Annotated in this window: 10 protein-coding genes; 6 read left to right on the top strand and 4 right to left on the bottom strand. The window is 62.7% G+C overall.

The genetic code is table 11. The annotated features are described in order from the left end of the window. The first annotated feature begins 188 nt into the window (after positions 1-188). Complete coding sequence (locus tag JVX91_RS03735) at positions 189-1568, top strand: OprD family porin (RefSeq protein WP_205338088.1); 1380 nt, start codon at positions 189-191, stop codon at positions 1566-1568. Between the two features lie 120 nt (positions 1569-1688). Here JVX91_RS03735 and aguA read toward each other — a convergent pair whose 3' ends face one another. The 4 genes from aguA to JVX91_RS03715 all read right to left on the bottom strand — a co-directional run bounded on the left by aguA (position 1689) and on the right by JVX91_RS03715 (position 6349). After that, positions 1689-2798 carry an agmatine deiminase gene (aguA, locus tag JVX91_RS03730; RefSeq protein WP_205338087.1) on the bottom strand — a complete coding sequence of 370 codons (1110 nt, stop codon included), beginning with the start codon at positions 2796-2798 and terminating at the stop codon, positions 1689-1691. A gap of 173 nt (positions 2799-2971) precedes the next feature. Continuing rightward, positions 2972-3613 carry a TetR/AcrR family transcriptional regulator gene (locus tag JVX91_RS03725; protein ID WP_205339920.1) on the bottom strand — a complete coding sequence of 214 codons (642 nt, stop codon included), beginning with the start codon at positions 3611-3613 and terminating at the stop codon, positions 2972-2974. A gap of 49 nt (positions 3614-3662) precedes the next feature. After that, entirely contained in the window at positions 3663-4724 is a 1062-nt protein-coding gene (locus tag JVX91_RS03720) for a polyamine ABC transporter substrate-binding protein (RefSeq protein ID WP_205338086.1), read from the bottom strand. A 245-nt stretch (positions 4725-4969) separates the two neighbouring features. Beyond that, positions 4970-6349, bottom strand: a complete 1380-nt coding sequence (locus JVX91_RS03715; protein ID WP_205338085.1) for a glutamine synthetase family protein — start codon at positions 6347-6349, stop codon at positions 4970-4972. A 278-nt stretch (positions 6350-6627) separates the two neighbouring features. Here JVX91_RS03715 and JVX91_RS03710 point away from each other — a divergent pair, with 278 nt between their 5' ends. From JVX91_RS03710 to JVX91_RS03690, 5 genes are all read left to right on the top strand, one after another. After that, the gene (locus tag JVX91_RS03710) at positions 6628-7377 is read left to right on the top strand and encodes a gamma-glutamyl-gamma-aminobutyrate hydrolase family protein (protein WP_205338084.1); all 750 of its coding nucleotides are present in this window, start codon (positions 6628-6630) and stop codon (positions 7375-7377) included. A 40-nt stretch (positions 7378-7417) separates the two neighbouring features. Continuing rightward, positions 7418-8776: a glutamine synthetase family protein gene (locus JVX91_RS03705; protein WP_205338083.1), complete on the top strand. Its 1359-nt coding sequence runs from the start codon at positions 7418-7420 to the stop codon at positions 8774-8776. Between the two features lie 62 nt (positions 8777-8838). Continuing rightward, a complete protein-coding gene (locus tag JVX91_RS03700; protein ID WP_205338082.1) occupies positions 8839-10206 on the top strand; it encodes an aspartate aminotransferase family protein in 1368 nt (455 codons plus the stop codon). 117 nt (positions 10207-10323) lie between these two features. Further along, entirely contained in the window at positions 10324-11424 is a 1101-nt protein-coding gene (locus JVX91_RS03695; protein ID WP_205338081.1) for a polyamine ABC transporter substrate-binding protein, read from the top strand. Between the two features lie 252 nt (positions 11425-11676). Then, positions 11677-12747, top strand: coding sequence for a polyamine ABC transporter substrate-binding protein (locus JVX91_RS03690; RefSeq protein WP_240201751.1), 1071 nt, complete (start codon positions 11677-11679; stop codon positions 12745-12747). The last annotated feature ends 111 nt before the right edge of the window (positions 12748-12858 follow it).

The following is a 12858-nucleotide window of genomic DNA, read 5'->3' as shown; positions in this document are numbered from 1 at the left end:
CTGCCGTACCCCTGTTCGCCAGCGCGCGCTTCGTTCCTGTCTAGGGGCGTTGAAACAACCCAAGAATCACGCAAGTCCGGCCGTGCCTGTCACACCGCGGCCGCTGCCTGCCGTTCGGTCGGCCCTGCTGGGGGCGGTCGTCGTCGCGATGGCCTGAATACCAAGATCAATAAAATGGGGAAAGTCCAATGAAAAGCCGCACTCTCACGCAATCGAGTCTCGCGCTCGCCATCGCCGCCGCGGGCCTGGCCCAGTCGGCCGTCGCCGGTGGATTCATCGAAGACAGCAAGGCCAACCTGACCCTGCGCAACTTCTACATCAACACCGACAACCGCAACGGCACCGCCGACCCGAGCAAGCAGGAAGAGTGGGGCCAGGGTTTCCTGCTCAACTACACCTCCGGCTTCACCGAAGGCACCGTGGGCTTTGGTGTCGACGCCCTCGGCCTGCTGGGCGTACGCCTGGACAGCAGCGGCGGCAAGCACTATGAGTCGGCCTCCCAGCAGGGTGGCACGGTGTTCCCGTCCAAGAGCAACGGCGACGCGGTGAATGACTTCAGCAGCCTGGGCCTGACCGCCAAGGCCAAGGTCTCCAATACCGAATTCCGTTACGGCACGCTGCAGCCCAAGCTGCCGGTGGTGACCTACAACGACGGTCGCCTGTTGCCTGTCACCTTCGAGGGTGGCCAGGTCGCTTCCACCGATCTCAAGGATTTCAACCTGGTTGCCGGTCAGCTGGAGCACTCCAAAGGCCGTAACTCCACGGATAACCGCAGCCTCAGCATCGCTGGCGCCAACGGCTCGAGCATCAGCTCCCGCGACAGCAACAAGTTCTACTACGCCGGTGGCGACTACAAACTGAACAAGGACCTGACCCTGCAGTACTACTACGGTCAGCTCACCGACTTCTACCAGCAGCATTTCCTCGGCCTGCAGCACAACTGGGCAATCGGCCCGGGTGTCCTGAAGACCGACCTGCGTGCCTTCGACAGCAGCTCCGACGGCAAGAACGGCAGCGCCTCCGGTCGTGCGGACGGCTATGTCAGCAGCGGCTACTACGGTGGCAACACCACCAAGGGCGAGGTGGACAACCGCGCCTTCAGCGGCCTGTTCACCTACTCGGTCAGCGGTCACAGCTTCGGCGCCGGCTACCAGGTGCTCAACGGCGATAGCGACTTCCCGTTCCTCAACCGTGGTGATGGCGAAGGCTCCACCGCTTACCTGATCACCGATGTGCAGATCGGCAAGTTCCAGCGCGCCGGCGAGCGCACCTGGCAGGTTCGCTACGGCTACGACTTCGCCAAGGCCGGCGTGCCTGGCCTGACCTTCCAGACCATCTACCTGCACGGCGACAACATCGATACCAAGCAGGGTGACCAGAGCGAATGGGAGCGTGACATCACCCTCGCCTACGTCATTCCGGACGGCGCCCTCAAGGGCCTGGGCTTCACCTGGCGTAATGCTGCACTGCGCAGCGGCCTGCCGGCATCCAGCACCCCGGGTTCGGCCAGCCAGCGCGACCAGGACGAAAACCGCCTGATCGTCAGCTACACCATCCCGCTGCTGTAATCCTCGCGGGCTGAAGAAAAAGCCGCCGGCCTCGCAAGAGGCGGCGGCTTTTTCATGCCTGCGCAAAAGCAGAAAGGCCGTCACCCCGGCGGAGTGACGGCCTTTCTGCACGGCGGCAAATCAGCGCTTCTGCGGTGCCGGCTGCTGCTGGGTGATGCAATGGATGTTGCCGCCGCCCAGGAGGATTTCGCGGCCTGGCACCATCACGATTTCGTGCTCGGGGAAGATGCGCTTCAGCGTGGCTTCGGCTTCGGCATCCGCCGGGTCGTCGAAACGTGGGGCGATGATGCCGCCGTTGACGATCAGGAAGTTGACGTAGGAGCCGGCCAGGCGGATCGACGGATCGCGCGGCTGAGTGCCGATCACCAGGTCGATGCCCTCGCACTCGGCTTCGGTCGCGTGGATCGGGCCGGGAATGACGATCTTGTGCACGGTCAGCTGGCGGCCCTTGGCGTCGCGGGCGGTTTCCAGCACGCGCATGGCGGCCTGGCAGCGCTCGTAGTTCGGGTCGTTCACGTCGTCGGTCCAGGCCAGCAGGACTTCGCCCGGACGCACGTAGCAGCAGAAATTGTCGACGTGGCCGTCGGTCTCGTCGTTGAACAGGCCGTCCGGCAGCCAGATCACGGTGTCGATGGCCAGGTGCTCGCGCAGCACGGCTTCGATCTCTTCGCGGCTCATGTGCGGGTTGCGGTTGTGGTTGAGCAGGCATTCCTCGGTGGTGATCACCGTGCCTTCGCCGTCCACGTGGATCGACCCGCCCTCCAGCACGAAGCCTTCGGTGCGATAGCCGTCGCAGCGCTCGATGCCGAGGATCTTGCTGGCAACCTGATCGTCACGGTGCCACGGGAAGTACAGGCCGCCTTCCAGGCCGCCCCAGGCGTTGAAGGTCCAGTCCACGCCGCGCACGTCGCCCTTGTCGTTGGTGACGAAGGTCGGGCCGGTGTCGCGCACCCAGGCGTCGTCGTTGCTGATTTCCACCACGCGGATATTGGCTGCGTCCGCCAGCTGTGCGCGGGCGTTCTCGTACTGGCCAGCGGAAACGCCGACGGTCACCGGCTCGAAGCGGGCGATGGCGCGGGCCACGGCGCTGAAGGCGGCCTGCGCGGGCTTGCCGCCCAGGCGCCAGTTGTCCGGGCGCTCGGGCCAGACCATCCAGGTCTGGGTGTGGGATTCCCATTCCGCCGGCATGCGGAAGCCATCGGCGCGGGGAGTGCTGGTCAACGTAGTCATGGGGCGATCCTGGGTTGAGTCATTCGAGAGGGCGGCACCCTCGATTGCCGCGAGCGGCCAGTATAGGCCGATGCGCAGAGTGAATGGATTTATATCCGATAAAAATCGATTCAAGAAGGGCTTTACTAAAAATTTAGGTCCGCTTATCCGGATATTTATCGGATAAAAATCGATTAGCTGAGCGGCGCAGAGCGCTTCGGCAAGCAGGGCGGCAGGTACAGCGACAGGTAGGCATCGATCACCCGCATGCCTTCCTCGGCCAGGCGCTCGGTGATGCCGCCGTGGCGCTGCACGGAGAGGGCATAGACGCGGTCGCCCAGCTCGATGGCGAGGCTGAATACCTCGATGTCCTGCGGCAGCGGCGGCAGCTCGAAGTGGCGCTCGAACAGTTCGCGCATGGCCCGGCCGAGCTGCACATCGTGCTGGCTGTCCGCCTGGGTGACTTCGGCCAGGCCGTGGCTGGCGAGAATCAGCTGGCGCGCGGCGGCATCGTCGGCGTACACGGCCAGCGTGCGTTGTTCGACCAGGCGAGCCAGGTCGCGCCAATCGCGCAGTGCAGCGTGATCCACCGGCTGTTCCAGACAGGCGCGGAAGGCGGCGTGGACGTCGTTGGTGAGGCCCTGCAGCAACGCCGGCACGCTGGGGAAGAAGTGGTAGACGGAGGAGGGCGGGATGCCCGCGCGTTCGGCCACCGCATAGATCGACAGGCTCGCCGCGCCGCTTTCCGCCAACAGCGCGCGGGCGGCGTCGAGGATCACGGCGATGCGCGCCTGGCTGCTGGCGCGGGGCTTGCGGGTGGGGGCGGGCATGTCGATCTCCGGAGCTGGGTGGCTATTGGACGCCAGCTCCGGGGGGCTCGGCAAGTCAGCTGCCGCCGTCGCGCAGCTTGGCCCAGACTTCGGTAATCACCGGGGCGGTCTTCTCCGGCGCGGTTTCCAGGGCGAACAGGCGGCGCTTGGTTTCCTGGTCCGGGTACAGGCCCGGCTGGTCGCGCAGGGCGGCATCGAGGAACTGCGCGGAGTCCTTGTTGCCGTTGGGGTAGAGGGTGGCGGCGGTGATCTGCGCGGCGACCTTGGGTTGCATCAGGTAGTCGATGAACTTCAGGGCCAGATCGGGATGTTCGGCGGTGGTGGGGATTACCAGGTTGTCGATGAACAGCACCGAGCCTTCCTGCGGCACCACGAAGCGCACCGGCTGGCCGGCGTTGGCGGCGCCCAGGGCATCGCCGACCCAGGCCATGGCGACGCACAGCTTGCCGCTGTTGAGGTCCTGGATGTAGCGCTCGCTGTCGATGTAGCGCAGGTTCGGGCGCAATTGCGCGAGCACTTCGCCGGCGCGGCGGATCTGCGACGGTGCGCTGCGGGCGAAGTTGCGGCCCTGGTAGTTCATCAGTACCGAGAAGGCTTCGTCCGGCGCGTCCAGGATGCTCATGCCGCAGGCTTTCAGGCGCTGGCTCTGCTGCGGGTCGAACATCACGCTCCAGCTGTCGGGCAGCTTGCCGCCGTAGGCCTTCTCCGCTTCGGGTTCGTTGATCGCCAGGCCCACGGCGCCCCACAGGTAGGGCACGGCGTGCTGGTTGTTCGGGTCGACCGCGGCCAGCTTGCTCAGCAGCTGGGTATCGAGGTGGCTGCGGTTGGGCAGTTTGCTGAAGTCCAGCGCCTGGATGCGCTTGTCGCGGATCAGCGCCGGCAGGTCGTTGTGCGAGGGCACGGCGACGTCGATTTTCTCGCCGCTCTCCAGGGCCTTCTTGACCTCTTCGGCGGTGCTGTAGGTCTTGTACTCGACGCGGATGCCGGTGTCCTTCTCGAAGTCCTTGAGCACCTCGGGGGCGATGTAGTCGTTCCAGTTGTAGACCTGGATGACCTGCTCGGCCCAGGCGGACAGCGGGCACAACAGCATCAGAATCACAGCGTACAGGCGTGGCATTGGCGATCTCCCTGAATGAACCACGTAATCAGCGGATGCGGCGTCAGCCGCTCGAAAGCGCAACAACAAAGACACGACAGACGCGATGGGCGCCGCGGTGGGCGGATGGAGACATCGCGAGCAGATAGGAATAGCGGGCATGAGTCGTTGCGGCGCCCCTCCTCGCCGTCACGATGTCGCTGTCCCCGGTGTGTGCCAGAGGCACAAGGAAACGCCGGCACGAGGGCCGGCGTTTCGTTTACCACTTATACGGTGTGCAAGTACCAGTTGTACTCGAGGTCGGAGATCGAATACTCGAACTCCTGCATCTCATGCTCCTTGCACGCGACGAAGATGTCGATGTACTCGGGACTGATGTACTTGTTCATCACGTCGCTGTCGTCCAGCTCGCGCAGGGCATCGCGCAGGTTGTTCGGCAGGCTCTGTTCCAGTTGCTCGTAAGCGTTGCCTTCGATCGCCGCGCCCGGCTCGACCTTGTTGGTCAGGCCGTGGTGGACGCCGGCCAGCACCGCCGAGAGCAGCAGGTACGGGTTGGCATCGGCACCGGCGACGCGGTGTTCCAGGCGCACCGCTTCCGGCGCTCCGGTGGGCACGCGCAGGGCGACGGTACGGTTGTCCAGGCCCCAGCTCGGTGCGTTCGGCACGAAGAAGGCCGAACCGAAACGGCGGTACGAGTTGACGTTCGGGCAGAGGAACGCCATCGACGCCGGCAGGGTCTCGAGCACACCGCCGATCGCGTGGCGCAACGCGGCGTTCTGCTCGGGATCCTCGCTGGTGAAGATGTTCTTGCCGTCCTTGTCGAGCAGCGAGACGTGGACGTGCAGACCGTTGCCAGCCTGACCCGGGTAGGGCTTGGCCATGAAGGTCGAGTCCATCTCGTGGTCGTAGGCGACGTTCTTGATCAGGCGCTTGAGCAGGACTGCGTAGTCGCAGGCCTTCAGGGCGTCGTCAACGTGGTGCATGTTGACTTCGAACTGGGCCGGGGCGCTTTCCTTGACGATGGCGTCGGCCGGAATGCCCTGGGCGCGGGCGCCGTCGATGATGTCCTGCAGGCAGTCGGCGTACTCGTCGAGGTCATCGATGGAGTAGACCTGGACCGATTGCGGACGTTTGCCGGAGATCGGCGAACGCGGCGGCTGCGGACGGCCGTTCACGTTCTCCTGGTCGATCAGGTAGAACTCCAGCTCGAAGGCCGCGACGATGGTCAGGCCGATGTCGGTGAACTTCTGTACGACTTGACGCAGCACTTCACGCGGATCGGCGAAGAAGGGCTGGCGCTCTTCCATCTCGTGCATGGTCATCAGCAGTTGCGCGGTCGGGCGCTTCTGCCAGGGTTCCATGGAGAGGGTGTTAGGGATCGGGAAACAGACGCGGTCCGCGTCGCCAATGTCCAGGCCGAGGCCGGTGCTTTCCACGGTGGAGCCGGTGATGTCGAGAGCGAAGAGAGAGGCGGGGAGGTTGATGCCCTTCTCATAGACTTTGGGCAGGTTGGTGCGTTCGATGCGCTTGCCGCGGACCACACCATTCATGTCTGCAATAAGGAGGTCGACGAATTGGACCTCGGGGTGTTCCTTCAGGAACTCACTCGCTTCTTCGAGCGACACGGCACTCTGGGGTACCGACATGATGTAACACCTTTATTGTTAAAAATTTCAATCATTCGAAAGCTGAGGTGTGAGTCAATCCGAATTGGCAAGGGTTGTCAATGTCGCACCAAAACGGAGCGTGGTGCTCGACATAGGCCGTTTTTGGGGCGTTTCGGGCCACTTTCAGTCGACGGAGAGCCTTTGCTGGCGGGCTGTTCAGTGGGGCGTGTTTGATTTTTTACATGACTATTGTGTAAAAAAATGAACAAGGCTAAGCTCGGCCTCAAGCCCATAACACTTACAAACACGGGTGTCCCATGTCTCGCCTGCCGTTAATCGGCGTGTCCGCCTGCATCAAGCAGATCGGTTCCAAACCCTACCATGTTGCTGGCGACAAATACCTCAGAGCAGTGATCTCCGGGGCCGCGGGCATTCCGGTGATCGTTCCCTCCCTGGGCGATGTCATCGACCAGGAAGCCATGTTGGCCGCGTTCGACGGCCTGCTCTTCACAGGCTCGGCGTCGAACGTCGAACCCCATCATTATAGTGGCTCCGCAAGCGAAGCCGGCACTTCTCATGATCCTGCACGCGATAGCACGACGCTGCCGCTGATCCGCCGCGCGGTCGCCGCCGGTATTCCGGTGCTGGGCATCTGCCGCGGATTCCAGGAAATGAACGTCGCCTTCGGCGGCTCGTTGCACCAGAAGGTGCATGAAGTGCCGGGCTACATGGATCACCGCGAACCCGCCGGTGAGCCGATCGAGATTCAATATGGATTGCGGCATGTCGTCGACGTGCAGCCGGGCGGCGTTTTCGCCGGTATCGGGCTACCCTCGCAGTTCCAGGTCAATTCTATTCACGGCCAGGGCGTTGATCGTCTGGCGCCCGGCCTTCGTGTAGAAGCTCTGGCGCCTGACGGGTTGGTTGAAGCCTTCTCCGTCGAAGGTGCGGCCTTCGCCGTCGGGGTGCAGTGGCACCCGGAGTGGCAGGTCGAAACGAACCCCAACTATCTCGCTATCTTCCAGGCATTCGGCAAAGCCTGCGGCAAGAGGGCGGGGAACCGCTGAGTCCGGCGTTGGGGCCGGGCTCTCAAACCCTGAGGTCTTTATGACTACCAAGCTAGACCAGCTGAGCGGCTGGTTGAAGGAACGCAAGATCACCGAAGTGGAATGCATGATCGCCGACCTGACCGGGATTGCCCGGGGCAAGATCGCGCCGACTGCGAAATTCCTCAACGAGAAGGGCATGCGCCTGCCGGAGAGCGTTCTCCTGCAGACCGTGACCGGCGACTACGTCGAGGACGACATCTATTACGACCTGCTGGACCCGGCCGACATCGATATGGTCTGCCGCCCGGACGAGAATGCCGTGTTCCTCGTCCCCTGGGCCATCGAGCCGACCGCGATGGTCATCCACGATACCTACGACAAGCTGGGCAACCCCATCGAGCTGTCGCCGCGCAACGTCCTCAAGCGCGTGCTCCAGCTGTACGCAGACAAAGGCTGGAAGCCGATTGTCGCGCCGGAGATGGAATTCTACCTGACCAAGCGCAGCGACGACCCCGACTACCCGCTGCAGGCTCCGATTGGCCGCTCCGGTCGCCAGGAAACTGGCCGCCAGTCCTTCTCCATCGACGCGGCGAACGAATTCGATCCGCTGTTCGAGGACATGTACGACTGGTGCGAACTGCAGGGCCTGGATCTGGATACCCTGATCCATGAAGAAGGCACCGCGCAGATGGAAATCAACTTCCGTCATGGCGATGCCCTGGACCTGGCCGACCAGATCGTGGTGTTCAAGCGCACCATGCGTGAGGCCGCGCTCAAGCACAACGTGGCCGCCACCTTCATGGCCAAGCCGATGACCGGCGAGCCGGGCAGTGCCATGCACCTGCACCAGAGCATCGTCGACATCAAGACCGGCAAGAACATCTTCTCCAACGCCGACGGCAGCATGAGCGAGCTGTTCCTGCACCACGTCGGCGGCCTGCAGAAGCTGATCCCCGAAGCCCTTCCGCTGTTCGCCCCGAACGTCAACTCGTTCCGCCGCTTCCTGCCCGATACCTCGGCGCCGGTGAACGTGGAGTGGGGCGAAGAGAACCGTACCGTCGGCCTGCGCGTACCGGACTCCACCCCGGACAACCGCCGCGTGGAAAACCGCCTGGCCGGCGCGGACGCCAACCCCTACCTGGCCCTGGCTGCCAGCCTGCTGTGCGGCTACATCGGCATGGTCGAAGGCTTCAAGCCCAGTGCCCAGGTCAAGGGTCGTGGCTACGAACGGCGTAACCTGCGCCTGCCGCTGACCATCGAGGCGGCGCTTGAATGCATGGAAAGCAGCAAGACCCTGGAAAAGTACCTGGGCGACAAGTTCATTCGCGGCTACGTGGCGGTCAAACGCGCCGAGCACGAGAACTTCAAGCGAGTGATCAGTTCCTGGGAGCGTGAGTTCCTCCTGCTTTCTGTCTGATCGGCGTGGGGCCCGGTCACCTGGCCGGGCCCTGTGTTTCTTAGAGAAGAGGTTTTACCAAGATGACTAACCAGACCAGCGCCAACACCCAACATTGGCAGGCGCTCAGCCGCGATCACCACCTGGCTCCGTTCACCGACTACAAGCAGCTGAACGAGAAGGGCGCTCGCATCATCACCAAGGCCGAAGGCGTGTACCTGTGGGACAGCGAGGGCAACAAGATCCTCGATGGCATGGCCGGCCTGTGGTGCGTGAACGTCGGCTACGGTCGCAAGGAGCTTGCTGAAGCCGCCTACAAGCAGATGCAGGAACTGCCCTACTACAACCTGTTCTTCCAGACCGCCCACCCGCCGGTGCTGGAGCTGGCCAAGGCCATCGCCGATATCGCCCCGGAAGGCATGAACCATGTGTTCTTCACCGGCTCGGGTTCCGAGTCCAACGACACCGTGCTGCGCATGGTTCGTCACTACTGGAGCGTCAAGGGCCAGCCGCAGAAGAAAGTGGTCATTGGCCGCTGGAACGGCTACCACGGCTCCACCGTCGCCGGCGTCAGCCTGGGCGGCATGAAGGCGCTGCACGAGCAGGGTGACCTGCCGATCCCCGGTATCGAGCACATCGCCCAGCCTTACTGGTTCGGCGAAGGCGGCGACATGGACCCGGAAGAGTTCGGCGTCTGGGCTGCCGAACAGCTGGAGAAGAAGATTCTCGAAGTCGGCGAAGACAAGGTCGCCGCCTTCATCGCCGAGCCCCTGCAGGGCGCGGGCGGCGTGATCATTCCGCCGAAATCCTACTGGCCGAAGATCCGCGAGATCCTCGCCAAGTACGACATCCTGTTCATCGCCGACGAAGTGATCTGCGGTTTTGGCCGTACCGGCGAATGGTTCGGCAGCCAGTACTTCGGCAACGCACCGGACCTGATGCCGATCGCCAAGGGCCTGACCTCCGGCTACATCCCCATGGGTGGCGTGATCGTTCGCGACGAGATCGTCCATACCCTGAATGAGGGTGGGGAGTTCTACCACGGCTTCACTTACTCTGGTCACCCGGTAGCCGCTGCGGTGGCGCTGGAGAACATTCGCATCCTGCGCGAAGAGAAAATCGTCGAGCGCGTGAAGAACGAAACGGCACCGTATTTGCAACAGCGCTGGCAAGAGCTGGCCGACCATCCCCTGGTAGGCGAAGCCCGCGGGGTAGGCCTGGTGGCAGCACTGGAGCTGGTGAAGAACAAGAAGACCCGCGAGCGCTTCGAAGGCAAGGGTGTCGGGATGCTGTGCCGCGAGCACTGCTTCCGCAACGGTCTGATCATGCGCGCGGTGGGAGACACTATGATTATCTCGCCGCCGCTGGTGATCGAGAAATCGCAGATCGATGACCTGATCACCCTGGCGCGCAAGTGCCTCGATCAAACCGCCGCAGCCGTTCTGTCTTGAGTCTTTCACCGGACCTTTGACAGACTGCGCCTGTGCGTTGGCCAGGCTCACCGGGTGGTGACGGAAGGAGATGTCCACGCCACCCGGAACATCAAAAAAACAAACGGAGCTACCCGCATGTTCAAGACCTTCGGCAAATCCCTGCTCGCTGTGACGCTGGCAGGTGCTGTGGCTGGTATGGCGCAGGCTGATGACAAGGTGCTGCACGTCTACAACTGGTCGGACTACATCGCACCGGACACGGTCGACAAGTTCACCAAGGAAACCGGAATCAAGGTCGTCTACGACGTCTACGACAGCAACGAAGTGCTGGAAGCCAAGCTGCTGGCTGGCAAGTCGGGTTATGACATCGTGGTGCCGTCCAACTCCTTCCTCGCCAAGCAGATCAAGGCTGGCGTGTATCAGCCGCTGGACAAGTCCAAGCTGCCGAACTGGAAGAACCTGAATCCGGACATCATGAAGACCCTGGAGATCAGCGACCCGGGCAACCAGTACGCGATCCCCTACATGTGGGGCACTATCGGCATCGGCTACAACCCGGACAAGGTCAAGGCCGTGCTGGGCGACAACGCGCCGGTGGACTCCTGGGACCTGGTGTTCAAGCCGGAAAACATCCAGAAGCTGAAGGCTTGCGGCGTGAGCTTCCTCGACTCGCCGACCGAAATGCTCCCGGCCGCCCTGCACTACCTGGGCTACAAGCCCGATAGCCAGGACCCGAAAGAGCTGAAGGAAGCCGAAGCGCTGTTCCTGAAGATCCGCCCGTACGTCTCCTACTTCCACTCCTCCAAGTACATCTCCGACATCGCCAACGGCAACATCTGCGTGGCTATCGGTTACTCGGGTGACGTGTACCAGGCCAAGTCCCGCGCTGAAGAAGCCAAGAACAAGGTCACTGTGAAGTACAACATTCCGAAGGAAGGTGCCGGCGCGTTCTTCGACACCGTTGCCATTCCGAAGGATGCCGAGAACCAGGAAGCCGCGCTGAAGTGGATCAACTTCCTGCTTGAGCCGGCCGTCATGTCCGAAATCACCAACGTCGTGCAGTTCCCGAACGGCAACGCTGCCGCGACCCCGATGGTGAACGAGGCGATCCGCAACGACCCGGGTGTGTATCCGACCCCGGAAACCATGAAGAAGCTGTACGCCTTCCCGGACCTGCCGGCGAAGACCCAGCGTCTGATGACCCGCAGCTGGACCACCATCAAGTCCGGCAAGTAATCGGGTAGTCGCTGCCGCCTGGTGCGGCAGCCGATGATCCGGGCAAGCGGCGGGGGAGCGCGCTCCCTCGCCGCCACCGGTAGCAACAAACAGCTTCCATCGGTGGAATGGCTGCGCAAGCCCTGGCGCTCTCGTGCTGCGAAGGCTTCGGCGCTATCCACGGACTGGCCGTCGACGCCCCCGGCAGCAACCGATTTGAAGAAGTTAAAACAACGAGAGGACTCACGTGTGCGCATTCCCTTCCGCAGAACCCTGATCGCTGCAGTCTCCCTCTTCGGCCTGACTTCGCTGGCCCAGGCGGAACAGACCGTCCACATCTACAACTGGTCCGATTACATCGGTGAAACCACCCTCGCCGATTTCGAGAAGGAAACCGGCATCAAGCCGGTGTACGACGTCTTCGACTCCAACGAAACCCTGGAAGGCAAGCTGCTGGCCGGTCGCACCGGCTACGACGTGGTCGTGCCGTCCAACCACTTCCTCGGCCGCCAGATCAAGGCGGGCGCGTTCCAGAAGCTGGACAAGAGCCAGCTGCCGAACTGGTCGAACCTCGACCCGCACCTGATGAAGCAGCTCGAGGCCAACGACCCGGGCAACCTGTACGGCGTGCCGTACCTGTGGGGCACCAACGGCATCGGCTACAACGTCGAGAAGGTCAAGGCCGTACTGGGTGTCGACACCATCGATTCGTGGGCGATTCTCTTCGAGCCCGAGAACATGAAGAAGCTCAGCCAGTGCGGCGTCGCCTTCCTCGATTCGGGCGACGAGATGATGCCGGCTGTGCTCAAGTACATGGGGCTGGACCCCAACAGCACCAACCCGGACGACTACAAGAAAGTCGAAGAGAAGCTGATGGCGGTGCGTCCGTACGTCACCTACTTCCATTCCTCCAAATACATTTCCGACCTGGCCAACGGCAACATCTGCGTTGCGGCCGGTTTCTCCGGTGACGTATTCCAGGCTGCCAACCGCGCCAAGGAAGCTGGCAAGGGGGTGAACATCGCCTACGCCATTCCGAAGGAAGGCGCCAACCTCTGGTTCGACATCCTCGCCATTCCGAAGGATGCCTCCAACCCGAAGGCCGCCCATGCGTTCATCAACTACCTGCTCAAGCCCGAAGTGATCGCCAAGGTCAGCGACTACGTCGGTTACGCCAACCCGAACCCCAAGGCTGGCGAATTCATGGATGAGTCCGTGCGCAACAATCCTGAGGTGTACCCATCCCAGGAGGTTCTGGACAAACTCTTCGTGCAGCATGAGCTGCCGCCGAAGATCCTGCGCCTCATGACCCGTTCGTGGACCAAGATCAAGTCGGGCAAGTAAGACGTTTCCCCTGGATTCGTTCGCGCGGGCACGGAGCCTCGGAGTGGCCTCAACAAGCCATTCCGGCGCACGTAAACTGCGCCAGCCCTGGTAATACCAAGCATGCCCGGC

The organism is Pseudomonas sp. PDNC002, assembly GCF_016919445.1.
GTDB lineage: Bacteria > Pseudomonadota > Gammaproteobacteria > Pseudomonadales > Pseudomonadaceae > Pseudomonas.
Note: the sequence above shows the minus strand (reverse complement) of the source record. Positions and strands in the feature narration are given on the sequence as shown.

What these genes read in the sequence shown, in the direction of transcription:
- JVX91_RS03700 (WP_205338082.1), top strand. Translation starts at nt 8,839, where the DNA reads ATGACTAACCAGACCAGCGCCAACACCCAACATTGGCAGGCGCTCAGC.
- JVX91_RS03695 (WP_205338081.1), top strand. Translation starts at nt 10,324, where the DNA reads ATGTTCAAGACCTTCGGCAAATCCCTGCTCGCTGTGACGCTGGCAGGT.
- JVX91_RS03715 (WP_205338085.1), bottom strand. Translation starts at nt 6,349, where the DNA reads ATGTCGGTACCCCAGAGTGCCGTGTCGCTCGAAGAAGCGAGTGAGTTC.
- JVX91_RS03720 (WP_205338086.1), bottom strand. Translation starts at nt 4,724, where the DNA reads ATGCCACGCCTGTACGCTGTGATTCTGATGCTGTTGTGCCCGCTGTCC.
- JVX91_RS03710 (WP_205338084.1), top strand. Translation starts at nt 6,628, where the DNA reads ATGTCTCGCCTGCCGTTAATCGGCGTGTCCGCCTGCATCAAGCAGATC.
- aguA (WP_205338087.1), bottom strand. Translation starts at nt 2,798, where the DNA reads ATGACTACGTTGACCAGCACTCCCCGCGCCGATGGCTTCCGCATGCCG.
- JVX91_RS03705 (WP_205338083.1), top strand. Translation starts at nt 7,418, where the DNA reads ATGACTACCAAGCTAGACCAGCTGAGCGGCTGGTTGAAGGAACGCAAG.
- JVX91_RS03735 (WP_205338088.1), top strand. Translation starts at nt 189, where the DNA reads ATGAAAAGCCGCACTCTCACGCAATCGAGTCTCGCGCTCGCCATCGCC.